The 24,447-nt window shown below is 69.3% G+C and carries 17 protein-coding genes and 1 pseudogene; 15 read left to right on the forward strand and 3 right to left on the reverse strand.

The features are described 5' to 3' along the window. Positions 1-92: 92 nt before the first annotated feature. The 11 genes and pseudogenes from BJ971_RS06830 to BJ971_RS06880 all read left to right on the forward strand — a co-directional run bounded on the left by BJ971_RS06830 (position 93) and on the right by BJ971_RS06880 (position 16,879). On the forward strand, positions 93-2,009 hold the full coding sequence (locus tag BJ971_RS06830) for a delta-60 repeat domain-containing protein (RefSeq protein ID WP_184998692.1): 1,917 nt from the start codon (positions 93-95) through the stop codon (positions 2,007-2,009). 110 nt (positions 2,010-2,119) lie between these two features. Next, a complete protein-coding gene (locus BJ971_RS06835) occupies positions 2,120-3,745 on the forward strand; it encodes a hypothetical protein (protein WP_184990838.1) in 1,626 nt (541 codons plus the stop codon). After that, positions 3,745-4,659, forward strand: coding sequence for a glycosyltransferase family 2 protein (locus BJ971_RS06840; protein WP_184990840.1), 915 nt, complete (start codon positions 3,745-3,747; stop codon positions 4,657-4,659). Before BJ971_RS06835 ends, BJ971_RS06840 begins: the two co-directional genes overlap by 1 nt. A gap of 2 nt (positions 4,660-4,661) precedes the next feature. After that, positions 4,662-4,868 carry a hypothetical protein gene (locus BJ971_RS06845; protein ID WP_184990842.1) on the forward strand — a complete coding sequence of 69 codons (207 nt, stop codon included), beginning with the start codon at positions 4,662-4,664 and terminating at the stop codon, positions 4,866-4,868. Continuing rightward, positions 4,865-6,382: a lipopolysaccharide biosynthesis protein gene (locus BJ971_RS06850; protein ID WP_184990844.1), complete on the forward strand. Its 1,518-nt coding sequence runs from the start codon at positions 4,865-4,867 to the stop codon at positions 6,380-6,382. Before BJ971_RS06845 ends, BJ971_RS06850 begins: the two co-directional genes overlap by 4 nt. Positions 6,383-6,397: 15 nt before the next feature. Continuing rightward, positions 6,398-7,054, forward strand: a complete 657-nt coding sequence (locus BJ971_RS06855) for a class I SAM-dependent methyltransferase (RefSeq protein WP_184990846.1) — start codon at positions 6,398-6,400, stop codon at positions 7,052-7,054. A gap of 73 nt (positions 7,055-7,127) precedes the next feature. Next, positions 7,128-7,283, forward strand: a pseudogene (locus BJ971_RS06860) (sulfotransferase); the annotation flags it as partial. Between the two features lie 365 nt (positions 7,284-7,648). Beyond that, positions 7,649-13,789 carry an RHS repeat-associated core domain-containing protein gene (locus BJ971_RS06865; protein ID WP_184998693.1) on the forward strand — a complete coding sequence of 2,047 codons (6,141 nt, stop codon included), beginning with the start codon at positions 7,649-7,651 and terminating at the stop codon, positions 13,787-13,789. A gap of 33 nt (positions 13,790-13,822) precedes the next feature. After that, a complete protein-coding gene (locus BJ971_RS06870) occupies positions 13,823-14,314 on the forward strand; it encodes a hypothetical protein (protein WP_184990848.1) in 492 nt (163 codons plus the stop codon). 263 nt (positions 14,315-14,577) lie between these two features. Further along, entirely contained in the window at positions 14,578-15,864 is a 1,287-nt protein-coding gene (locus BJ971_RS06875) for an O-antigen ligase family protein (protein ID WP_239087914.1), read from the forward strand. A gap of 133 nt (positions 15,865-15,997) precedes the next feature. Further along, positions 15,998-16,879, forward strand: coding sequence for a sulfotransferase domain-containing protein (locus BJ971_RS06880; RefSeq protein WP_184998695.1), 882 nt, complete (start codon positions 15,998-16,000; stop codon positions 16,877-16,879). A gap of 197 nt (positions 16,880-17,076) precedes the next feature. On the opposite strand, the gene BJ971_RS06885 is transcribed toward BJ971_RS06880, so the two are convergent. Then, positions 17,077-18,186: a PEP/pyruvate-binding domain-containing protein gene (locus tag BJ971_RS06885; RefSeq protein WP_239087839.1), complete on the reverse strand. Its 1,110-nt coding sequence runs from the start codon at positions 18,184-18,186 to the stop codon at positions 17,077-17,079. An 87-nt stretch (positions 18,187-18,273) separates the two neighbouring features. Here BJ971_RS06885 and BJ971_RS06890 point away from each other — a divergent pair, with 87 nt between their 5' ends. The 4 genes from BJ971_RS06890 (at position 18,274) to BJ971_RS06905 (ending at position 21,276) form a co-directional block, all read left to right on the forward strand. Next, positions 18,274-18,900 (forward strand): transcriptional regulator, encoded by a 627-nt coding sequence (locus tag BJ971_RS06890; protein WP_203709696.1) that lies wholly within the window; start codon positions 18,274-18,276, stop codon positions 18,898-18,900. A 6-nt stretch (positions 18,901-18,906) separates the two neighbouring features. Next, positions 18,907-19,509, forward strand: coding sequence for a histidine phosphatase family protein (locus BJ971_RS06895; RefSeq protein WP_184990853.1), 603 nt, complete (start codon positions 18,907-18,909; stop codon positions 19,507-19,509). Between the two features lie 64 nt (positions 19,510-19,573). Further along, positions 19,574-20,098 carry a SigE family RNA polymerase sigma factor gene (locus BJ971_RS06900; protein WP_184990854.1) on the forward strand — a complete coding sequence of 175 codons (525 nt, stop codon included), beginning with the start codon at positions 19,574-19,576 and terminating at the stop codon, positions 20,096-20,098. Next, positions 20,095-21,276: a hypothetical protein gene (locus BJ971_RS06905; protein ID WP_184990855.1), complete on the forward strand. Its 1,182-nt coding sequence runs from the start codon at positions 20,095-20,097 to the stop codon at positions 21,274-21,276. Before BJ971_RS06900 ends, BJ971_RS06905 begins: the two co-directional genes overlap by 4 nt. A gap of 311 nt (positions 21,277-21,587) precedes the next feature. On the opposite strand, the gene BJ971_RS06910 is transcribed toward BJ971_RS06905, so the two are convergent. Together BJ971_RS06910 and BJ971_RS06915 are read right to left on the reverse strand one after the other, a co-directional pair. Further along, a complete protein-coding gene (locus tag BJ971_RS06910; RefSeq protein ID WP_184998696.1) occupies positions 21,588-22,784 on the reverse strand; it encodes a hypothetical protein in 1,197 nt (398 codons plus the stop codon). Between the two features lie 85 nt (positions 22,785-22,869). Continuing rightward, the gene (locus tag BJ971_RS06915; protein WP_184990856.1) at positions 22,870-24,387 is read right to left on the reverse strand and encodes a glycoside hydrolase family 16 protein; all 1,518 of its coding nucleotides are present in this window, start codon (positions 24,385-24,387) and stop codon (positions 22,870-22,872) included. Between the last annotated feature and the right edge of the window lie 60 nt (positions 24,388-24,447).

The raw sequence follows: 24,447 nt of genomic DNA on the forward strand, positions 1-24,447 counted from the left end.
CAATCTTTAAGTTCTGATTAGGAGGGCACGTGTCCCTGAAGCGTCGACTCCGGCCACGGCGGGCCGCCAGGTTCCTGGTGCCGGCCGCGGTGATGAGTTTGACGGTCGCTCTGACCGCCGTCCCGGCGAGCGCCGTATACGTACCACCGAACGACCCGGCGACCCTGGTCTCGGCCAATCCGGCGGACAACACGCCACACCTGCAGAACGGAAGCATGCGGGCCTTCGCGCAGATCGGTAACACGGTCTACGCGGGCGGCTCGTTCGCCGGGGTCAAGCCCGCCGGCGCCACCACCTGGACGCCGGTGGAGAACCTGATCGCCTACGACGCCGGCACCGGCGCGCTGAAGACCGGCTTCGCCCCGGTCCTCGACGGCGCGGTGCAGACGCTCGCGGTCAGCCCCGACGGCAAGCTCATCGTCGGCGGCAGCTTCGGCACCGTCAACGGCGTCGCGCGCAAGAACCTGGTCGAGCTCGACCCGGCCACCGGCGCCACGGTCGCCGGCTGGGTCGGCCGGGCCGACGGCGGCGTCGTGCGCCGCGCGATCGTGCACGGCAACTACCTCTACATCGCCGGCGCCTTCCACTGGGTCAACGGCACCGAGCACTCGCTGCTCGCCCGGCTCAACGCCACCACCGGCGCCATCGACGCCGGCTTCCAGATCGATGCGAGCGGCCCCCGCCCGTACGCGAACAGCACCGAGCTGGTCTGGGGCCTCGCGGTCGCGCCCGACGGCGGCACCGTAGTGGCGGTCGGCAACTTCACCGACGTGAACGGCAACGCCCGCAACCAGGTCGTCATGATCGAGACCAGCGGCACGCCGACGGTCGCGGACTGGAACACCGACCGGTACGTCGCCGCCTGCTACAGCGGCTCGTTCCCGTTTTACGCGCGCGATGTGGACTTCGGCGACGACGGCAAGTACTTCGTCATCATCGGTGACGGCGGCCGCGGCGACGCGTACTGCGACGCCACCGCCCGGTGGGAGACCGCGGACCGCGGGTCCAACGTCCAGGCCACCTGGGTCAACTTCACCGGCACCGACTCGGTCACCTCGCTCGAGGTCGCCGACGGCGTCGTCTACGTCGGCGGCCACTTCCGCTGGCAGAACAACGCCAACGGCAACGACGCGCAGGGCGCCGGCGGCGTCAGCCGCTACGGCATCGCCGCGCTGGACCAGCAGAACGGCGTGCCGCTGAACTGGAACCCGACCCGCTCGCCCGGCAGCCAGCTGCCGGCCGGCGGCACCGAGTGGGGCCCGATCATGTGGGAGCTCTGGAAGGGCCCGGACGGCCTCTTCGCCGGCTTCGACGCGGACGGCCTCGGCAACGAGTACCACGGGCGGATGGGCTACTTCCCGGAGTCCGGCGGCCGCAACCTTCCCGTTCAGGACGCGCCGCAGGCCGCCTCCGGCTACCTCTACCTCGGCGCCGGCAACGGCCAGCTGACCAAGGTGCCGTACGGCCCGACCGGGGTCGGCACGCCGGCCACGGTCAGCCAGCCGCAGCTCACCTCGGCGCGGTCGGCGTTCATGGTGTCCAACAAGCTCTACTGGGCCAAGATCGACAGCTCCGCGCCCAGCGGCAGCGTGCTGAACATCTCGATCGTCAGTGGCGCCGGCGCGATCGGTGCACCGTGGGTGGGCAGCGGCTACAACTCCTGGTTCACGGCCGCCAGCATGACCGGCGCGTTCTACCTGCAGGGCCGCATGTACTACACGACGTCGACCAGCAACTCGCTGTTCTACCGGTACCTGACGCCGGACGGCTACGTCATCGGCTGCACCGCGTTCACGCTGCCCACCTCGGGCATCGACTGGCGCACCGTGCGGGGCATGACCTGGGTCGCCGGCAAGGTCGTCTACGGCTCAACGGACGGCTCGCTGCGCACGGTGGCCTTCGATCCGGCCGCCACGACCGCGGTTACCGGATCGACCGCCACCGTTGTCGCCGCCCCGAATGCGGCGGCAACGTGGTCCAATCAGACACTGTTCTTCGCAACCTCGTAAATAAATACGTCTATGTAGCGAAGAGGCTCCGTTGAGTCACCTTCCCGGCCGCGCAATGGCGCGCGGCCGGGAAGGCAACAACTGCAGAGTCTGTCGGGGAGGGACGACTCATGGATGTGACTGATTCCGTCGCCGCGAGCCGGCAGCGGGTCATCGGCTTCGCGGATGTCATCCGGATTCCGCTGCGCCGCTGGCGGATCGTGCTGGCCGTCGTGGGCACTGTCACGCTCGTCGTGCTCGGATATCTCCTCTTCTTCCCGGCGACCTACCGGGCGACGACGGTCGTCGTTCTGCGCCCCGTGGTCACCGACCCGTTCACCCTGCCGTCCAGCGGCGCCGACCGGGCCATCAACATGACCGCCGAGAACGGCATCGCGCTCAGTAACGGCGTCATCGACACGACCGCCCAGATCCTTCAGCAGGACTCGGAGGAGATCCGCAAGGCGCTCTCCATCGAGGTGCCCACCGGCGGCCAGGTGCTCCGCTTCCAGTTCGCGAGCGACACCGAAAACAGCGCGATCACCGGCGCGAACACCGCGGCGGAGACCTACCTGCGCGTCCGCGAGGACATCTACAAGCAGCAGCGGGCCGCGCTGATCCTGTCGTACGACAACACGATCAAGTCGGTGACCGCGCAGCGGCTCTCCGCGCAGAAGGACCTGCCCACGCAGCACAACAGCACGGATACCGCGTCTCCGCGTACGCAGGCGACGCTGGACCAGGTCAGCGCGCTCAACGACCAGATCGCCCAGCTCGCGAACGCGCGTGCCAAGGTGGCCTCGGCCGACCTGAGCCCCGGCTCGATCACCGCCGCGGCCCGCTCGCCGATCCCGTCAAGCCACGACGCCGCCGCGGTCTACCTGCTCGGCGCGGTGCTGGGCGGCCTGGTGCTCGGCGTGGTCGCCGCGCACGCCCGCGAGGCGCTGGACCGCCGGGTCCGCTCCATCGAGCAGGCCGCCGAAATGGTAGGCATGCCCGCGCTCGGCCTGGTCCGGGCCGGGCGGCACCACGAAGACGCGGCGGCCGCCGACGCCCGCTATGTGTCGCTCGCGCTGCTCAAGTGGATCGACCCCCACTCGGAACGGCCGCTGGTCGTGCTCTCCAGTCGCAACGACGAAGGCCGTACGGTCGTGACCGGGAATCTTGCGGTCGCGCTCGCCGAGGCCGGCCAGGACGTCATGCTGGCCGGCCCGCCGGAGAGCCAGGAGGAGCTCAAGCGGGTGCTGTTCGCGGCGCAGAAGCGCACCCCGCCGCGGCCCCGCACTTCGCCGAAGGGCGGTTCCGCAGGGTTGAATGGCTCGCCTTCGGCGGACCGGCTCGGCCGGAGCCCCGGCGGGGCCCGGCAATCGGGGCTGTCGGCGCGCGTGGCGCCTGCGCAGGTGCGGATGCCGTCCAACGATCCCGAGGCCACGCTGGTCATGCAGGCGCCGGTGCCGGCCCCGGCGGCCCTGGGGAAAGCCGCGGCCGACCGCGACAGCCGCCAGATTGTTGTGCTGATCGGTGGCGGCGTGGTGCGGCTACGCACGCTCGGCGAGGAGCTCGAAGGTGGTGTGGTCGTGATCGACGCCCCACCATCTGACAGCGATGAGCGAGGCGTCCGCGCTGCGCAGTCCGGTGTCGCGGTGCTGGTAGTCGCCCAAGATCGGACACGCAACGCTGAACTGACCCGTCTCGTCGATCGCGTGCGCTCGGCCGGTGCGCAGACCGTCGGCTTCGTTCTCACCGGGGGACGCTAGTGCCAGAGGCCTATCCCGACGTCAGTGTCATCGTCGCCACCTGTGACCGCCCCGGTCTGCTTGAGCGGGCCGTGGCCAGCATCCTCAGCCAGGACTATCCCGGTCGCGTCGAGTGCATCGTGGTCTACGACCACGTCGACGTGCGCGACCTGAATTTGTCGGTCGGACCGGACCGGGCTCTAAAGCTGATCAACAACGGCCGCTGGCAGGGCCTGCCCGGCGGCCGCAACAGCGGCGTCGACGCGGCGACCGGCGAGCTGCTGGCGTTCTGCGACGACGACGACATCTGGCTGCCCGCCAAGCTCAGCCGGCAGGTGGAGCTGCTCGCCGACCCGGCGATCGGCGCGGTGAGCTGCGGGCTGCGGCTGCGCGGCCCCGGCATCGACAAGGAGCGCGTGCTCGACCGCGACCGCGTCGTCCTCGACGAGTTGCTTGCCGACCGGGTCATGGAGGTGCACTCCAGCACCATGCTGGTGCGGCGCTCGACCTGGGCCGCCGCCGGCGACGTCGACGAGGGCATCCCGGGCGGCTACAGCGAGGACTACGAGTGGCTGCTGCGGGTCACCGCGCACACGCCGATCGCGGTGGTCCGGCAGGCGCTGGTCATCGTCGACTGGCACGGCGGCTCGTTCTACTTCGGCCGCTGGGCGACGATCGTGCAGGCGCAGCGCTACCTCATCGACAAGCATCCGGAACTGGCTGGCAGCCGCCGCGGCATGGCCCGGCTGCGCGGGCAGATCGCGTTCGCACTCGCCTCGGGCAACCGGCGGATGGAGGCGCTGCGCGAGCTCGCCGCCGTCGTGCGGCTCAACCCCACCGAGAAGCGGGTGCTGGTCATCGTTCCGGTGATCCTGGGCCTGGCGACCGGCGAGCGGTTGCTGCGGATGGCGCAGAAGCGCGGCAAGGGGATCTGAGGTTGGCCCGGCCTGGACTGCGCCTCCGGCGGGTGCGGGCGACCGCGCCCGCCCAGGCCCGCGCGGTCGCGCCGGTCGCGCCCGGGGTTCTCGAGCCCGGCGCCTGGCCGATCCGTACGCCGAAGCTGCCGGCCGTCAGCCCCACCGGCCTCTGGCCCAGCGCGCTGGACGGACCGGTCAACCGGCAGGTCACGGAGCCGATCACATGAGCACCATCGCGAGGCCCGCGGACACCGAGTCGCGGCGCAGCGCGCGCAGCGGCGCGATCGGCCTGCTCGGCGCCGCGGTGAACGGGGCCTGCGGATTCGTGCTCACCGCCGTGATCGTGCGCGTCTTCGGCCCGGCCGAGTCGGGCGCGTTCTTCACCGCCGTCGGAATCGTCAGCATCGTCGGCCCGCTGTGCTGCCTCGGCGCCGACACCGGCCTCGTGTGGGCGCTGCCCCGGCGCACCCTGGGCCCGGCCGGTGACGCGGCCCGGCTGCTGCCCCTCGCGCTGGTCCCGACGGCCGTCGTGGCCGTCGCCGTCGCGGTGGCCGGCTGGATCGGTGCTCCGGCGCTCGCCGCGGCACTGCTCGACGGCGGACGGGACGGCACGACCCTGGTCCGGCTCGCCTGCGTGGGCATACCGGTGTTCGTCATCGCCACCGTGCTGATCAGCGGGGTCCGCGCGACCCGCGCGGTCGGTGCCTACGTCGGTCTGCAACTGGTCGCCGTGCCGATCTCCCGGCCGCTGCTCATCGGCGCGGTCGCCGCCGGCGCCGGGTCCGCCGTCCTGGGCTTCGCGGGCTGGCTGCTGCCCCTCGCGGTCGCGGCCGTGGCGGCCGCCCTGCTCCTGGTCGGCCCGCTCGGCCTGCGCCGGGGTGCCGGCCTGCGGCCGTCCGCCGCGGACCGCCGCCTGTTCTGGTCGTTCGCCCTGCCGCGCGCCCTGTCGACGGCGATCGACGCAAGCAGCATGTGGGTCGGCGTTCTGCTCACCTCCGCGCTGGCCGGTCAGGCGGAGGCGGGGGTCTTCGGTGCCGTGGGCCGCTACGCGCTCGCCGGACTGCTGATCATGCAGGGCCTGCGGGTCGCCGTCGCACCGCAGCTGTCGCGGCTGCTCGGCACGCAACGACGGCGGGAGGCGGCGCAGATCTACCGGCGGACGACGTTGTGGATCGTGCTGCTGTCCTGGCCCGCCTATCTGCTGCTGGCGGCCTTCGCCCCCGCCTTCCTCACCCTGTTCGGCGCCGGGTTCGCCGGTGGATCCGCGCCGATGGTGGTACTGGCCGCCGCGATGCTCGTCAACGTCGGTGTCGGACTCGTGCAGACCGTGCTGCTGATGAGCGGCAACAGCCGGGGTCACCTGCTCGCCACGATGTCCGGCCTCGCGTTGAACGTGGTCCTCTGCTTCGTGCTCATCCCGGGTCACGGCGCGCTGGGTGCGGCGATCGCCTGGTCCCTCGGGATCGTCTGCGAGAACGTGATCGCCGCCAGCCTCGCCCGGAGCGCGCTCGGCGAGCCGCTCTTCGGCCGCGCCCTGATGGGCACCGCGCTCGCCGTGGCGGCCGTGACCTGCCTTGCTGTCGGCGCCGGCGTTCTCGCGGGCGGACGCGGGCTGGCCGGCCTGGGTGTCGCGCTCGCGGTCCTCGCGCTCGGCGCGATCGCCTCGCTCGGCAGCGGACGGGTCCGCCTCGCGCTCAAGAACATCCGGGCCCAGCTCGGGCCCGGCCCGGAGCGCCGCTAGTAGTACCCTGCCGCGATGGACCTTCATTCCCTGCGTTGGCGCTTGGTCGATCGGCCCGATTCCTGGGGCGCGAAACGCCGGGAAGCGCGGTCGCGGTGGCTGGCGGAGACCTTTCCAAATCTGTCCGACATGTCCGTTGTGGATCTGGGCGGCCGGGTCGGCTTCTGGCGCCGGCTTCCGGTGCGGCCCAAGCACGTGCACGTCGTGAACCTCGAACCGGCCCCGGCGGACCTGCCGGAGTGGGTCGAGGTGGACCACGGCGACGCCTGCGCCCTGCCGGCCGAGATCGCCGACCGGCGCTACGATCTGGTCTTCAGCAACTCGGTCATCGAGCACGTCGGCGGTCACGAGCGCCGGCTGCGCTTCGCCGAGGCGGTGCACGCGCTGGCGCCGGCGTACTGGGTGCAGACGCCGTACCGCTACTTCCCGATCGAGCCGCACTGGATAGCGCCCGGAATGCAGTTCCTGCCGGTGGTCGTGCGCCGAGAGGTGGCCCGCAAATGGCCACTGGCCTACACCCCCGGCCGCACCCGCGAGGAGGCGCTGTCCCGCGTGCTGTGGACGGAACTGGTGGACAAGACACAGATGCGCGCCTACTTCCCGGACGCCACTCTGCGCTCGGAGAAGGTCATGGGGCTCACGAAGTCCCTCATCGCCTACAAGACGGCTTGAGGCCGTCGTGACCGTGAAGGACCGGGTCAAGAGCGTCGCACCGCGGGCCGCCACGGAACAGGTCCGGGAGCTGATGGTCCGCTACGGCGAGCGGACCAGCGACCGGCGGCCGCTGCCCGACTTCCTGGTGATCGGCACGAAGCGCGGCGGCACGACCTCGCTGTGGCGCTACCTGATCCAGCACCCGCTGGTGCCGCGGCTCTTCCCCGTGTGGAACACGAAGACCTCTTGAGCGGGCCGTGGCCGGCATCCTCAGCCAGGAATATCCCGGTCGCGTCGAGTGCATTGTGGTCTACGAACACGTCGACGTGCGCGACCTGAACTTGGGCCTGACTTGCCTGACGCATCGACACCGTGCCTCGGTCCAACGCCCTCACCTGGCGTGTATGGATTCCCTCCGTTAAGAAAATTGACATGCTTCTTTCGAATCCTTAGGGTCTTACGAAAGTTGATCATGGACACGGGGATACGCGAGTGAAGCGAAGTCATGGCGGCACATTTGTCCGCATTGGACGCCAGATTCGAACGAAGCAAGGCCGCGGCCTAACAGGCCTACTGACCCTGGTGGTGGCGGCCGGCTCCGCTACTGTCGTGATGCCGTCGCTGGCATCGGCGAAACCACCATCACCATCACCATCCACTCTGCCGAAGATCGTCGAACGCCCCGATGATGCGGCGGCCCTCGTCACCGCACGCTCGACCGGGCTGGACGTCCGTATCACCGGACGGACGACAGAGACCTCGGAGTTCATCGCTCACCCGGACGGCCGGATCACCGCCAAGGTGTCCGCCGCTGCCGTGCGAACCAAGCGCGACGGCAAATGGACGCCGATCGACCTGAACCTGCGCCTCGCGGCCGACGGATCGGTTCAGCCCGTCGCCGACTCGCTGCACCTCCGGATCTCCGGTGCGCGCGCCAACTCCGGCGAACTCGCCTCGATCGGCTCAGGGGACCAGCGCCTGGCACTCGGCTGGCCGGGCAGGCTGCCGACACCCGTGTTGGCAGGGAACCGGGCAACCTATCCAGACGTGGTTGCCGGCATCGACCTGGTGGTGACGGCGACCCGGTCCGGTTTCGAGCAGTTTGTAGTGGTCAAGTCTCGCGACGCGGTCGACCGGCTGCCGAAGCTGGACCTGCCGCTGACGGGCGCCGGCCTGGCCTCGTCCACCGCGGACCGATCCGGCGGCCTGGTGCTACACGACACCAAGGGACGACGGCTGGGCACGATGCCGGTCGCGGAGATGTGGGATGCCCAGCGCGCGCCAGGCACTGGCGAGCCCACCCGCCGTAGCATCATCGCCACCGAGCGCGCATCCGGATCGAAGTCGGTCGGCCGACGGATCAAGTCCGACACGCCAGGACGCATTACCCTGCAGGTGCGGCCCAACGCCGCCTGGCTCAAGAACCCGGCGACGCGGTTCCCGGTCACCATCGACCCCCAGATCAACGCGCTAACCACATCCTTCGACACGTACGTGCGTCAGGATGTCACGGCGGACCGTAGTGGTGCCGCAGACCTACAACTGGGCCTGTTTGCTGGATCCCCGGCCGCCAACGCACACGCCTTCGTGAACTGGCCGGTCGCGCAACTGGCCGGAAAGCAGATCACTGCAGCCTCGGTGTACTTCTGGAGCTGGTGGTCGAACACCTGTACCCCGAGTTCTTGGGAGATCTGGACCACCGGCGCGGCATCATCGGCCACCCGGTGGGACAGCCAGCCGACGTGGCTGAACTACGAGGCGTCGTCGACTCAGACCAAGGGATATTCCGCCGCCTGTGACGACGGCTGGGTAAGTATCGACGGCACGAGCTTCTTCCAGCGTGCCGCCACGGCTGGGCAGTCGACGGCCTACATGGGCCTGCGGGCCACAGAAGAGACCACGACTCTCGGCTCGAAGCTGTTCCGGTCGCGCAACGCGGACGATACCGATCAAGTGCCTTATGCCGACATCACCTACAACTCCTATCCGACGGTGGGTGTCCGATCGACGACGCCCAGCTCGGCATGCGTGACGGGCACGGACCGGCCGAAGATCAACAAGACGACGCCGCAACTGGCGGCTGCCGTCACCGACCCCGAGGGTTCGCCGGTCAAGGCGGAGTTCGAGTGGTGGGCAGTGACGGGGACGAACAAGCTGGGCAGCGCGATGAGCGACGCTGCGGCGTCTGGATCGACGCTCGGCGTGACCGTTGCAGCCGGTGCGCTGACCGACGGTGGCAATTTCAAGTGGCGTGTCCGAGGTGACGACGGCCTCACCCGCGGGAGCTGGTCGTCGTTCTGCGAATTCACTGTGGATACGTCTATCGTCAACGCCCCGACAATCAGCTCACCCCAGTACCCGCAGGACGCCTGGGGCGGCGACGCCAACACTGCCGGCGACTTCACCTTCTCACCCAACGGCAGTTCTGATGTGACCGCGTACGACTACAGCCTTGACGTGCAGACTCTCGGCAAGGTGGTCAACCTGACCACTGCTGGAGAGCCGGCTACTGTCAAGATCACGCCGATGACGGCGGGTTGGCACGCCCTTTACGCGCGCAGCCGTAACGCTGCTGGAACGGTCTCCACCACCCGGGTATACCCATTCAGAGTAGGCAACGGTGCCGTTACTTCGCCGAGGCCCGGTGACGTCAGCGGGGCGAAGGTCGTTCTCGGTTCGGCCGCGACGCCGTCCTTCGCCGATGTCACCTACCAGTGGCGGCGCGCGAGTTCGGACACGTGGACGACGATTCCGGCCGCCCATGTCACTCATGCCACCGGCGGGACGGCGGTCACTTGGCCGGTCGCCCTGTCTGCTGGCGCGGCGCCCAAGCTGAACTGGGATGTAGCGGCCACGCTGGCATCGGTCGACGCGGCCGGCATACCCCGCGACGGCCCGTTGCAGGTACGCGCGTTCTTCAACCTCGACAACTATGGGGCAAACGCCGAACATGTGAAGTTCCTCTTCGATCGCAATCTCGCCTCGGCCGAGACCGCTGATGTCGAGCCTGGATCGGTCAACCTGATCACGGGTAATCTCCAGCTCGCGCAGACGGACGTCTCGGTGGCGGATCTGACACTCTCCCGCACCCTGAACACGCGCCAGCCTGGTGGACTGGATCCGCTCTTCGGTCCGGGATGGGTCTCGGGGGTACTTCCAGGTGCCGAGGCGCCGTACACCCGCCTGACGGTGTACGGCAGCCTGGTGCAGATCGGCCTGCCGGACCAGTCGTCGGTCGGCTTCACCAGGACGGGCTCGGGAACGACGTTCGAACCACAGGTGGGCGCCGAGTCCTACCGGCTGGCCTTCAGCTCGACGAGCAACACCTACACGCTGACCGACGAATCCGGGAACGTGGTCACCTTCGGCCGCTCCTCCACCGACCCCGCCGGGGTCTACGTCCCGACCAATGTGGTCACCCCTGGCTCGGGGACGGCCATGACCTACTCATGGCAGAAGGTCACGGTCGACGGGCAGGACATCATGCGCCCCACCCGTCTGCTTGCGCCGGTGGCCGACGGCGTCACCTGTACCACCCTGGTACGCGGCTGCAAGGCGCTTGAGTTCCGATACTCCACCACCACGAGCGCCACTGGGACGGCCGACGGCACGTGGGGTGCGTATGCCGGCCGGATCGCGGAGGTTGCCTACACTGCGTGGGATCCGGATCTCAGCACGCCCGCGATGCGCTCCGTAGTGATGGCCCGCTACGCGTTCGACAGCACTGGGCGGTTGCGCGCGTTCTGGGACCCACGCCTCGACTACACCCAGGATGGCGCTGCCAAGTCGATGCGCCTGACGTTCGAGTACGACGGCAATGGGGTGCTGACCTCCGCTACCCCGGCGGGGCAGCCGCCGTGGCTGTTCACCTACACCACCTTGTCAGACGACCCGGCCATCGGCCGCTTGTACAAGGTGACCCGGTCGGCGCTGAGCGCCGGCACGTCGGTGCAGACCGTCGTGTACCGCGTTCCCGTGTCCGGGACCGGCGCACCGTATGACCAATCCGCCGCCCAGACCAGCAGATGGAGTCAGACCGAGCCGCCGGTCGATGCTACCGCCGTCTTCCCAGCGACCCAGGTCCCGACCGGCAACCCCTCAGCGGGCACGCTGCCGAGTAACTATGACCGGGCAACGGTGACCTACCTGGACGCCAACGCCAGGATGGTCAACGAGGCTGAGCCTGGCGGTTACCTGTCCACGACCTGGTACGACGGCAATGGCAACATCGTGCAGGAGTTGTCCGGAGGTAACCGACAGAGGGCTCTTGGCGCCTCCGCCACAGATACACCCTCCGCGGAGGCCCAATTGGCAATCGCATTGTCACAGGTCACCGTCTACTCGACCGACGGACGGCGGGAACTGGAGAACTTCGGGCCGGAGCACGACGTCGTGCTACCGGCGTCGGGCACCACAGTGCGAGGACGTGCGCACACCCGCTTCACCTATGACGAGGGTGCCCCGGACTCGGGTGGGCCGTTCGACCTCGTGACCACGCAGCGGTCGTCGGTGTCCTACGTCAACGCCGGCCAGCGTGTCGATGATGACGTACGCACGACGACCACCCGCTACGACTGGACCCTCCGTGATGTCATCGCGGAGACGACTGATCCCGGTGGCATGGAGATGACCAGCCGCACGGCTTACGACGCCGCGGGCCGGGTTACTGTCACGACCGGTCCGGCGGGTGGCAGCGTCGATACGACGCCGGCCACACGTGCCACGGTGTACTACACCAATGCCGTCAACGAGACCTACGCCGAGTGTGGCGGCCGGGCCGAATGGGCCGGGCTCGTCTGTCGGGTCCAGCCTGGCGGTGGTGCTGACAGTGGTCCGGAACTCCTCGTACAGGTCTCCACCTACGATTTGTACGGTCAGCTCCGGACGAAGGTCGATAAGAACTCGGGTGGCACCCGCAGGACGACCACGATCAAGTATGACGGGGCGGGACGCCCGGTGGAGCACGCCATCACGGCCAGTTCGGGCAAGGCGCTCGACAAGACCCGGGCGGTGTACGACGCGGCCACTGGCCTGGCCCTGCGGAGTCAGACGGTGAACGCAGCCGGTGCGGTGACCGCCGAGATCGTCCGCGGCTACGACGCGCTTGGGCGGCAGATCTCTTACAAGGACGCCGACGGAAATATCTCGACGGCCGGGTACGACCTGCTCGGACGGGTCGCCACCCAGAATGACGGAAAGGCGACGCGCACATACACCTACGACGGCGGGAGTGAACGGCGTGGTCTCCCGACAGCGGTCAACGACACGCAGGCCGGTGAATTCACCGTCGCCTACGACGCGGATGGCTCAGTAGTCACTGAGTCGTGGCCGAACGGTGTCGTGGTCACTCGTGCCTACGATGAGATTGGCAACGCCCTCGATCAGTCCTATGCGCGTCCAGGTTGCGGTCAGGCCAGCTGTGGTCTGTTCTCCGAGGTGGTCGGGTACGACGTCCACAACAAGCAGCAGTGGGCCAACAACACTTTCGGGCAGCACACCTACGACTACGACATGAACGGCCGGATGACGCTGGTCAAGGACACCGTAGGCGGCTCCTGTACCGCCCGGAGATACGGCTTTGACGAGTCGAGTAACCGCACCTCCACGAAGACATTTGCACAGGCGGCTGACGGAAAATGTCAGACGGCGACCGCCGCCACGTCGAAGAGCTCCAGCTACGACAACGCGGACCGTGCTACGACTAACGGCTACGTCTACGACCTACTCGGTCGCACCACGACCCTGCCTTCGGCCGAGACGCAGAACGCCGCCGGCAACGTCACCATCGGCTACTACGTCAACGACATGGTCAGCACCGTGACGCAGAACGGTCGCACTACGGATTACACGGTGGATGTTCTCCGCTCGCGGACGCGATTCTGGACTGACAACATCACGGGAACTGCCGTCCAGAGCACACATCATTACGCAGATGACGAAGACAACCCCACATGGACGCAGGAGACCGCGACCCGCTACACCCGGGTGATCCGTGGGCTGGGCGGCATGGCTGCCATCTGGAACAGCGCCGCCTCGCAGTCGGACTGGCAGATCAGCAATATGCACGGCGACGTCGTCGCGTCCATCAGCGGCAGCAGTGCGGGTCTGACATCCACGCGCGACTTCGACGAATACGGACAGGCGCGCAATGCGGCAGAAGTCGGCAAGGTTCGATACGGCTGGCACGGTGCCCAGCAGCGAGCCGCCGATGCCCCCGCCGGGATCATGGTCATGGGCGTCCGGCTGTACAACCCAACTAGTGGGCGGTTTCTCTCAGTCGATCCGATCTACGGCGGAAGCTCGAACAACTACGAATACTCTGACGGAGACCCCGTCAACAAGAATGATCTATCGGGAAACATGTCATGTTGGAAGACAAGCACCGCCACCACGAAATGGTACTACTGGTGGGGTGGCTGGGGAGGCTGGCGCGGGAGCCTGTACTTCAGATGCTACATATCCGACAAGGACTTCCATAATTTCAAGCGGTTCGGCAACTATTACGACAGAGCCGCCATCATTTTTGGACTTGTCGGACTCCATGCGTTTTCTGCAGCCTTCGCGTTGGCGGCTTCCGTCCTCAAGGATTGGGCTTGGGATAATTACGATGACAAATGTGACGACGAGGAGGCCGGTGCGACGCTTAAATTCCGCTATCGCCGCTATTACAACACGAAATGGCAGGGGCTGTGGTCGACCTTCTCGTACCGCGGTGGATACTGCAATTCCCGGCCGAGATGGGTCGACCGGTGATCCGCTGACAAGCGTCAGCACCGGGACGCGGGCTTGAAGTCCACGGTAGACGTGTGGGTCGCCGCCACTGCGGCGGCGGCCCTCACGCCGCCGCCGCGGTCGATCGTCGATGGGGCCAGTGCGGCGGTCATCGTGCGGACCTGTGTGCTAGGCAGGCCGCTGCAGCGGCGGATCGAGATCAGCCTCACGGTCGATCCCGCGACCGCGGATCGGTTCTCCCGGGCCTGCCGACGGCAGATGATCTGGAAACGATGGGTCCTGCCGATCGGGATCGTCGCGGCCGTGGCCCTCGGTGTCGCCGACCTCGTGCTCGACTCGTGGATGCCCCCGCATGTTACGTCGCTCGTTACCCTGACCGTGATCGTCGCGGCGGCCCTCGGCAGGCAGCGGATGGCGTCGCTGAGCTCTCCCCATCATCCACGGAGGCTGGGACGCGACACGGTGCTCATCCGCGGTGTTGACCGGGAGACGGCTCATTTTTGGGTAGGCCTCAACTCGCCGCAGGCGATCTGCATCGCCGATTGAGTTTGTGGAATTTGCATCTCGGGGAAGTGGCGCGGGCAAGGTTCTGACGATCCGATCAGGCCGGGCCCGCGCTGCGGCATTCGCCGCTGCAGGCTCGCGCACTGTGGGCAGACTCCACCGCCGGGGCCTGCAGTGGCGGATGACCGAGGGCATGGTCCTGGAAGAGGCGGTGCGATCCGCAGGCAGCGTCTCAGGGGCTCTCTCACGCTCCAAGGCTCGTCCCGCGCGTGACATGGGGGCAGAGCTAGCACAGAATGACTGCCGTGCGCGGGATTGATCGAGGGGTGGTGCTGCCGCTGTGGCCGCTCTATGCCATGTTCGGGCTCATGCCGCTCTGGTGGGGGCTCGGCCTGTTGCACCTTGGCTGGCCGTTGTTCGGTTTGGCGCTGGCTGTGGTCCTCGCAAGCCGGGGCAGGATCACCCTGCCCGCCGGCTCGGCGATGTGGTTGGTCCTGGCCGCGGTGGTGGTGGTCAGTGCCACTCGGGTGGAGTCTGCGACCGCGCTGGTCATGCCCGGTTTGCGACTCGGGTTCCTCATCACTGCGTTCATCGTCTATCTGTACGTCTACAACGCGGCCCGTGACGGCGCGCGCTGGCGGCTGCTGTTCGGGCCGCTCTGTTTCTACTGGCTTGGACTGGTCGCGGTGGGCTGGATCGGCGTATTCAAACCGTCTTTTGCGATCACCACACCGGTCGAGATGCTGCTGCCGAAGAGTGTGTCAGCCGGTCGCGGGATTCGCGCGCTGGTGCACAGCCACGCGACAGAGTACAACGCGCTCTCCCGCAACCCGTTTTACCGGACGTCGGCACCGTACCCATACACCAACAATTTCGGCACCGCGTTTGCGGTCTTGGTGCCGTGTGTCGTCGCGTACCTTACTTCGGTGCGGCGGGGGATGCTCCGGGGCGCAGTAATCGTGTCTCTGCCGCTGTCCCTCGTGCCAGCATTTCTCACCCTAAACCGAGGGATGTTCATCGGGCTCGGCGCCGGGATGCTCTATTTGGGGCTTCGCGCGCTGCTTCGTCGTGACTTTCGCCTGATTGCGTCGATCGCCGGGGTGGCCGTGCTGGCCTGGATCGCTACGCTGTTCATCCCCATCGGTGACCTGATTGCGAACCGGGTAGAAAACACCACCTCCACCACTGACCGGGCGGACATATATGCTCAGACAGTCCAAGCTGTCCTAGAATCACCCCTACTCGGATACGGCGGTCCCCGGTTGGTGGACACCACCCACGCCGCCGAACCGCTTGGTACACAGGGCCAGGTCTGGCTGGTGATGTACAGCTATGGGATCCCAGCGCTGCTAATCTTTCTGGCCTTCTTCGGGGTGATCGCGCGCCGACTGGCGGCGGCGGTCAGCCCGGCTGGCAAGTGGCTGAGCGCCATCCCTGTGATCGCGTTGGTGATCACCCCGTTCTACGGGTACACCGACATCAATCTGTCGCTGATGTTCTTCGCGATCGGGCTGGCGATGGCGGCGGTTGACGGTCCGGTTGATCGCGAGGTGGTGATCCCGGACCGGGCCCCGGCACGACAGCAGGCTTGAACACCGAGAACAACCGATCCCCCAGATCGCTGTGGACGGAACTGATGGACAAGACTGCTCGGGAAGGTCATGCGATGGGGAACTTTGTCAGCCCCATCGACGCAGTGAAGACCCAGGAGGCCTCGCCGTGACCGTGAAGGACCGGATCAAGAGCGTCGCACCGCGGGCCGCCACGGAACAGGTCCGGGAGCTGATGGTCCGCTACGGCGAGCGGACCAGCGACCGGCGGCCGCTGCCCGACTTCCTGGTGATCGGCACGAAGCGCGGCGGCACGACGTCGCTGTGGCGCTACCTGATCCAGCACCCGCTGGTGCCGCGGCTCTTCCCGGCGTGGAACACGAAGACCTCGCACTACTTCGAGGAGAACTGGCCGCGCGGGGAGGCTTGGTACCGCTCGCACTTCCCGACCGAGCGGCAGCGGGCGGCGCTGGAGCGCAAGCACGGTGCGCCGCCGAAGGTCGGCGAGGCCGCGCCGCTGTACATGTTCCATCCGCTGGTGCCGGCCCGGGTTGCCGAGCTGATGCCGCGAGCCCGGATGATCGTGCTGCTGCGTGACCCGGTCGAGCGGGCGTACTCGCACTGGAAGGAGCGGCGCACCGAGGGCGTCGAGCCGCTCGACTTCGCCGCGGCGCTGGCCGCCGAGGAGTCCCGGACGGCGGGGGAGCGGGACCGGCTGCTCGCCGACGAGAACTACCACAGCGAGGCGTACGACTGGTACTCCTACCGGGCCCGGGGCCGTTATCTCGAGCACCTGACGCCGTGGCTGGACCATTTCGACCGGGGGCAGTTGCTCTTCGTCGCCAGCGAGGCGCTGTACCGCGAGCCGGCCGCGACCTATGCGCGGATCCTGGACTTCATCGGGCTGCCGCCGTACGAGCTGCCGGCCTACGACGTCTTCAACGACCGGCCCAGCGCGGGCATGGACGACGCCGTCCGCGCCGAGCTGACCGCCTACTACCGGCCGCACAACGCGGCACTCGCCGACCGCCTGGGCATGTCCTTCGATTGGTCCTAAGTGCCTGGACGGCAGCGTTTCCCAGGGCATCCGGCTCAACGACTGCGACCAAGGCAGCAATTACCAGCACTGGCGGCGGCACGACGGAAACCACCTGCTCGGTCCCGGCCTGTGCCTCGACGGCAGCGTTTCGCAGGGTGTCCGCCTGAAGTACTGCATCCTCGACAACCCGTATCAGACGTGGATCTTCTAGCGCGTTAGGTGTCGCGGACCGCGACCCTGCCCGTGCTGCCGTTCACCTCGAGCGGCGCGCCGTCGGGCAGGGTTGTGGTTGCGGCCGGGATCGCCAGGACGGCTGGGAGGCCCAGTTCGCGGGCCACGATCGCGGCGTGTGAGAGCAGGCCGCCGGTCTCGGTGACGACCGCGGCGACGACGCCGAACAGCGGGGTCCAGGCCGGGTCCGTGGTGCGGCACACCAGCACGTCGCCGGGGCGGACGCGGGCGAAGTCGGCGGGGCCGTGCACCACGCGCGCCGGTCCCGTGGCGGTTCCGGGGCTTCCGGGCGTACCGGTGAATGCGCTGTCGTCCTCCGCGGCGGGTGCCGCCGCGGCGGGCAGGGCGCTGGTGACCGGCCGGGCCTGGAGGATCCAGATCCGGGAATCGGCGATCGCCCACTCGATGTCCTGCGGACCGCCCAGCAGGTCGGAGACCCGCCTGCCGAGCGCCGCGAGGAGAGTGACTTCTTCGTCGGTGAGGCAGAAGCGGTCGCGGTCGGCCGGTGCCACCTCGCGGGTGACGGTGCGGTCTATCCGGGTCTGCTTCGTGCCGAGCGCCCGGCGGGTGATGCCGTCGCCGGTGACCGTCCAGGAGTCGGGCGTGACGCGGCCGCCGACGACGCTCTCGCCGAGACCCCAGGACGCCTCCAGCCGGACGTCGTCGCCGGTGAACATCACCCCGGCGACGTCGGCGTCCACCAGGCGCTGCACGAGCACGGCGATCGTCGGCGACCCCGTGTCTCCCCGCCGGCGCCGATACTCCACGGCCCGCTCGGACCACAGCGAGGCCCAGCAGCCGCGCACGGCCTCGGCCACCTCATCCGGGCCGCGTACGCCGAGGAAGGTGTCGTGCTGCCCCGCGGCGGTGGCGTCGGCGGTGTCCTCGCCGGAGGCCGACGAGCGCACGGCGACGTATCCGCCGCCGATCCGCGGCAGCTCCCGGCCGATCTCCTCGACCAGCTCGGCCGCTTGCTCGTACGCGGTGTTCGGCACCACGAAGCCGGGCGGCACCGGTAGCCCCGCCTTCAGGAGCCGGGCGAGCACGGCGGCCTTGCCGCCGGACGTCGCGGGCACTGCGTCGGCCAGGTCCACCAGCAACCGCTTCTCCCCTCACCTGATATGCGTGGATTATGCATGGCGCGTTGACGCCCGCCCGCGCGAGCCTGAATGCTCTCTGCCATGACACACGCCTCACCGCCGGATCTGTCCGTCCTGCACGCCGTGCGGGTGAAGGGTATGGCCGACGACGCGGCGGTCGCCCTGCGCACCGGCCTGGACCTGGACACCACCACCGAGCTGCTCGAGGACTTCGAGGCGTACGGATGGGTGACCCGCGCCGAGTTCGGCGGCACCTCCGGCTGGACGCTCACCGAGCGTGGCCGCGCCGAGGACGCCCGGAAGCTGGGCGAGGAGCTCGACCGGGCCGGCGCCCGGACCGCCGTCGAGCAGGCGCACAAGGAGTTCGAGGTCCTGAACGGCCGGCTGGTGAAGGCCTGCACCGACTGGCAGCTGCGCCCGGCCGAGGGCAACCGGCTGGCGTCCAACGACCACAGCGACCCGCAGTGGGACGGCCGGGTCCTCGGCGAGCTCACCGCGATCGGCGGCGAGCTCACCGCGCTGATCGGCGGGCTCACCGGCGTGCTGACCCGGTTCGACGGCTACCACGAGCGGTTCGAGACCGGGCTGGCCCGGGCCCGCGCGGGGGAGGGCCAGTGGGTGACCGGGGTCGGCGTCGCGTCCTGCCACTCCGTGTGGATGGAGCTGCACGAGGACCTGCTGTCGACGCTCGGCCTCCAGCGCGGGTAGGGCCGCATGGGCACACGGCATGTCTATCTGGCCAGGCACGGCGCGGCGGACGCCTTCGGCGAGCTGACCCCCGCCGGGTACGAACAGGCCGGACTGCTCGGCCGGCGACTCGCCGGGCTGCGGATCGACGCGGTGTGGCACTCGATGCTGCCGCGCGCCGCCGCGAGCGCGCGCGAACTCGCCCGGCACCTGCCGGACGTGCCGGTGGCGGAGGCCGCCGAGCTCGTTGACCACGTGCCGTACGTGCCGGGCCCGGAGGAGATGCCCCGGGCCTGGGCCGGCTTCTTCGACGGCTTCGACGAAGGCGAGGCCGCGGCGGGCAGGCGGACCGCGGATGCCCTGGTGGCGCGCTTCGCCAAGGCCCCCGAGCGGACCGGGCCCGACTCGCACGAGGTGCTGATCACGCACGCGTACCCGATCGCGTGGCTGGTGCGCGACGCGCTGGAGGCCCCGCTCACCCGGTGGCTCGGCCTGGACAGCGCGAACACGGGACTCACCGTGATCGAGTACCGGGCCGGGCTGTCGCCGACCCTGGTGATGTTCAACGACCTCGGCCACCTCACCGGCGAGCTGCGCTGGACCGGATTCCGGGCGGCCGCACGTCCCTGATGGATGCAACCTTTTCACCGCCCGGCCCCGACAGGAAGACGACAACGGGTGAGAAGGGAGCAGGATGCGGCCCGACCTTGAACGGGAGTACGTCGACTACGTGACGGTGCGGCTGCCCCGCCTGCATCGCACGGCGTACCTACTCTGCGCCGACACGTTTCAGGCGGACGACATCGTGCAGGCGACGCTCACGGCGCTCTACGTGAGCTGGAAGCGCGCCTCCGTCGCGGACAACCTCGACGGGTACGTGCACCGGATCATGGTGCGGCGTTATCTCGACGAACGACGCCGCAGCTGGTCGAAGGTGCTGCTCGGCGACCGCGTCCCGGACCTCGCCGCCTCCGCCGATCACGGCACCGAGGTTCGGGACGAACTGGTGACGGCGCTGCGGTCGCTGCCCAAGGGGCAACGGGCGGTCGTGGTGTTGCGCTACTTCGGCGACCTGTCGGTCGAGGCGACCGCGGAAGCCCTCGGGTGCTCGACGGGCAACGTCAAGAGCCAGTGCTCGCGGGGTCTCGCCGCGCTGCGCACGGCGCTGGACGCGGGGCATCCGGTTGCGACGGCAGAGACAGCGAGGAACAGGTCATGAACGAGGATCAACTGCGGGACCGGCTCGCGGCGGTCGACGTGCCGCCGAGCCGCTTGGAGATGGACGCGCTGGTCCGCGCCGGGCGCCGCCGCGCCTTTCGCCGCCGCACGGCGCAGGCGACGGGTAGTACGGCGCTGGTCGCCGGTGTGCTGCTGGCGGTGCCGCTGATCGTCCACCGGACGGAATCGCCGCCGGTGGTGCAGGCGGACGCGACCCCCACCGCCTCCTCGGCGCCCGCCGCGGCCATCGCCCGGCCCGGCCGGTGCCGGATGACGAAGCTGCCGGTGCCGCCCGGCATGACCGACGCCACGGCCGTCGCGGTGGACCCGACCGGCCGGTACATCGTCGGCAACGACACCGTCAAACAGGACTTCCGGCCGATCCTCTGGACCAACGGGCGGCCGCAGGCGCTGCCGGTACCCGGCAAGTCGGTGCAGGCGAACGCCGTAAACGCCAGTGGTGTCGTGGTCGGCCTCGTGGAGGACGGACGGCAGGAGTACGTCTTCCGCTACGAGAACGGCGCGTACACGAGGCTGCGTACGCCGCCGGGAAGCTGGCGCGTCTACCCGTACCCGTCGATCAACGCGGCGGGGGACGTCGTCATCAACGCGGAGCCGAGCGCCAACATCGAGGGCAAGGACAGCATCATCCTGCTCTGGAAGGCCGGCACGACCACCGCGGTCAGGCTGCCGGTGCCGATCGAGGCCAGCGCACACGACATCACCGACGACGGCACGATCGTTGGCGCGATGTACAAGAACGGCGCGGCCACCACCCCGTACGTCTGGGATCAGCAGGGCAGGGGCCACGCGCTGAAGGTCCCGGCCGGCCAGGTCGGCGCGCTCTACGCGGCGCGGGGTGAATGGGCGACGGGCGGTCTGTGGCCGTCCACGATCCCGGGCCTGTGGAATCTCGAGACCGGCGAGCTGACCATTCCGATCAAGGACGAAGGGAAGCTGAAGAAGGAGCCGGGTCCGGGAACCGCGATCAACGCCTCGGGCTGGGTCGTCGTCGACGGCTCGCTGCTGCGTGACGGTGCCGCCTTCGAGCTCGAGGTGCCCCGCGGTCAGACCAGCAGAGCACAGGACGTGTCCGACGCCGGGCTGGTCGTGGGGCAGGCGATGACCTTCAGCCGCGACGACAACGAGAACGAGGGCCCGCGCCTCTGGCGCTGTTGACTCGGGTACGCGCACCCGACGGGTGCGCGTACGTCAGTCCCGGCGCCGGCGACGCAACAGGGAGGCTATTTCCAGCTCGAACGGAAAGGGCTCCTCGGAAACAAGCGCCTGGCCAGGGCTCGCGACCACGACCGGGACGTAGTGATCGCCGGTCAACCGCTCAAGGTGCAATTCGACCGAATCGTGCGGCTGCTCGACCCTCAAGTACCAGTCGATCCCTGCCGCTAGCCCTGACCATGCGACAGCAACCGTCGAGGTCAACGCCGTTGCCTCTTGTCCTGAAGCAACATGTCACGAGACTAGTAGCGTCGTCAAGCTGCCGCCCTCGCGTTCTGCCGCCGGTCGAGGACGTCGAGCAGGGCGGGGTGGAGTTTCGGGTTCCAGCCCGCGCCGCCGCCCGACAGCTCGTAGGTGCGCAGCCAGAGCTCGACCAGGTAGGCGTCGGCGACGAACCGCTGCCGGGTCGCGTCAAGGCCCAGCGCCGGGCCGTGCCGGCGCAGCGCCTCGTCGACGGCCGTCGCGCACTCGGCCGCGGGCCGCCCGTGCGTCGACAGGGCGGTCTGGAACGCCTGGTGTGCCAGGTCGAAGCCGACCGGCACTCCGGGTGCGCTGTTCTCCCAGTCCCAGACCAGCAGGCGGCGACCGTGCCGGGCCATGTTCCACGGCACCCAGTCGCCGTGCCAGTCGCCGAACTCGAGCTCCAGGTCCGGGTCCAGCCGGCCGATGACGGCGTGGATGCGCGGGTCGCCGCCTTCGGCCCGGCCGAGCCAGCCCGCGACGAGGTCGCGCGCCGGGCGCGGTGGCGCGGGCGGGCCGCCGCGCCGGGCGACGGCCAGCATCGCCGCGAGGCGCGGGGTGCCGGGCCGGCGGATGCGGCGCACGCGGCGCGGCATCGGCGCGATGACGGCGATCTCGCGCCCGTTCCACCGGGTGTGCAGCATCAGCTTCGGCGCGGGCGGAAAACCGTTGCCCACCGGCAGGTCGGCGAGGGTGGCGGCCTCCGCGCGGACCATCGCCCGGGTGCCGTCGTTCCAGCCGATCTTCGCGTACCCCCGTGGGCGCCCGCCGCCGTCGAAGAGCTGGAGGGTCGGCTTGTGGTGCGGGTCCGGCGGCCGGATCCCGATGGCCGCGTGCAGCTCCGGCTCGCCGAGTTCGGCGGCGAGGAAGCCGGCGAGCAGCAGCCCTGGCGCGTCGGCGTACACGGAGAGGATCGGCGCGCGGGTCAGGCCGAGCGCGCCGGCGCGGGCGAGGAGGCCGACCGCGGCCCGACCGGCGCGCACCTTGGGCGGGCGCAGCGCGTTGTAGGCGAGCAGCGACGCCGCCGTCACCTTGCGGGACGCCAGCGGGAGCAGGAAGCGGGCGTCGTCGAGGGACGGGATGACCGCGTACCGCACGGTGGCGGCCGGGTCGTCGCCGACCGCGACGCGGACGCCGGGGTCGCCGAAGATGGCCCGGGTGACCCAGCCGAGACCGTCCTGCCGCTCGCGCGGGTCGGCCTCGGTGACCAATGGGTCCGAGGGCTTTCGCTGCCCGGGGATCGACGCCCGTCTCGTCTCGCTCGACACGGCCTAGACGATAGGGGAAGGGCGGGCGTCAGCGTTGATAGACCCGGACGTAGTCGACGACGAAGTCCGCCGGGAACCGGGTGCTCGCGTCCGGGTCGCCCAGCCAGCCGCCGACCTGGAAGTTCAGCCGCAGGTTGTAGGGCTTGTTGAACGCCTTGTCGTACCAGGGCGTCGTGGTCCGGTCCCGGGTCCAGACCAGCTTGCCGTCGATGTACCACTTCAGCGCCTTGGCGTCCCACTCCGTGGCGTACGTGTGGTAGCCGTCGGCCGGGTAGCCGCCGCCGGGAACGGCGATCCGGGTGTCCTGCTTGACCGGGCTGTAGTCCCAGAAGATGGCCGCGGTCGACCTGGAGTACCAGTCGGCGCCGCCGGGCAGCTCCGTGACGTCGATCTCGCCGTTGCCGCCGTCGTCGGGCCGCAGCCAGAACGCCGGCCACAGGCCGGTGGAGGTCTCTGGCTTGTTCGGCGACTTGGCCCGGATCTCGAACCGGCCGTACGTGAACGAGGCCTTGCCCATCGTGTCCAGGTAGGACTGGGTGTACTGCCGGGTCTGCGAGCTGCAGTACGACGCCTCCTTCAGCGCGCGCAGCGTCAGCTTCCCGTCGCCGACGAACGTGTTCTGCGGGTGGTCGACGTTGCAGCCGAGGTCGATGCTGCGGCCCTCGGCGCCGCGCAGGTTCCACTTCGTCCTGTCGAGGGTGCCGGAGTCGAACTCGTCGCCCCAGACCAGCCGCCAGCCGTTGGGCGCGGCGGTCGTGACCGGGGGCTTGCTGGCCGGCGCGGGCGTCGCCGTCTTGGTCGTCGTCGGCGACTTGGCGGGCGCGGTCGTCGTGGGCGGCGTGGTCGGCCGGGTCGTCGGCGGCGGTGGCAGGGCGGTGACCGGCGCGCCGGTCGTCGTCGCCGACGGCTTGGTCCGCGTCTCGTAGGACAGGACCAGCTCCGGGTGCAGGCCCTCCTTCGAGTTCTCCCGCGACGCCCAGTAGATCCGGGTGTTGAGGCTCTCCTGGGAGAGCGCGAACGTGTAGGTGCCGTTGCGCCGCACCGAGCCGGAGACGTCGAACTCGTTGAAGCCTTTCGTGACCCGGTCCACGGCCGGCCCGCCGAAGGCGGCGGCCGCGAGCTTGTCCGGGCTGCTCGCGGCGCTCAGGTCGCCCGGAACGGTCCGGGCCAGCACGCGGGCGGCGAAGTCCTGCCACGCGTACACCCTCAGCTTCGCTCGCACGTTGACGGCGTTGTCCGGCAGCCGGTCGACGGCGAACTGGAGGGTCGCGTCGCGGCGGCCCCTCGGGTTGCCGTCGCACAGGGACGGGCAGCTCGCCAGCGTCGTCTTGACGGCGTTGTCGCCGTCCTGCGGCACCTGGCTGACGGTGGTGTCGGCGACCGGGCGCAGCGTCAGGCCGTCGTCGTCGCCCGCGAACACGGGCACGAGGGTCGTCGCCATCGCCGTCGCCGCCGCCGTGATGATCAGCGTGAGCGATCGGGTGCTGCGGATCCCCCGCCGCGGCCTCGGCGCGTGAGCCGGCACATACGCCCTGCGCAACGTCACCTGTCTCCGTCCGTTGTGGCTGGTCGATGGCAGAGCGTAGCGGGAATCCTCCGAGGAGCG

Source organism: Amorphoplanes digitatis (assembly GCF_014205335.1).
GTDB classification, from domain to species: Bacteria; Actinomycetota; Actinomycetes; order Mycobacteriales; family Micromonosporaceae; genus Actinoplanes; species Actinoplanes digitatus.

Excerpts from the sequence above, each read along its gene's own strand:
- BJ971_RS06830 (WP_184998692.1), top strand. The coding sequence starts at position 93 with ATGAGTTTGACGGTCGCTCTGACCGCCGTCCCGGCGAGCGCCGTATAC.
- BJ971_RS06835 (WP_184990838.1), top strand. The coding sequence starts at position 2,120 with ATGGATGTGACTGATTCCGTCGCCGCGAGCCGGCAGCGGGTCATCGGC.
- BJ971_RS06850 (WP_184990844.1), top strand. The coding sequence starts at position 4,865 with ATGAGCACCATCGCGAGGCCCGCGGACACCGAGTCGCGGCGCAGCGCG.
- BJ971_RS06855 (WP_184990846.1), top strand. The coding sequence starts at position 6,398 with ATGGACCTTCATTCCCTGCGTTGGCGCTTGGTCGATCGGCCCGATTCC.
- BJ971_RS06865 (WP_184998693.1), top strand. The coding sequence starts at position 7,649 with ATGCCGTCGCTGGCATCGGCGAAACCACCATCACCATCACCATCCACT.
- BJ971_RS06890 (WP_203709696.1), top strand. The coding sequence starts at position 18,274 with ATGACACACGCCTCACCGCCGGATCTGTCCGTCCTGCACGCCGTGCGG.
- BJ971_RS06895 (WP_184990853.1), top strand. The coding sequence starts at position 18,907 with ATGGGCACACGGCATGTCTATCTGGCCAGGCACGGCGCGGCGGACGCC.
- BJ971_RS06900 (WP_184990854.1), top strand. The coding sequence starts at position 19,574 with ATGCGGCCCGACCTTGAACGGGAGTACGTCGACTACGTGACGGTGCGG.
- BJ971_RS06905 (WP_184990855.1), top strand. The coding sequence starts at position 20,095 with ATGAACGAGGATCAACTGCGGGACCGGCTCGCGGCGGTCGACGTGCCG.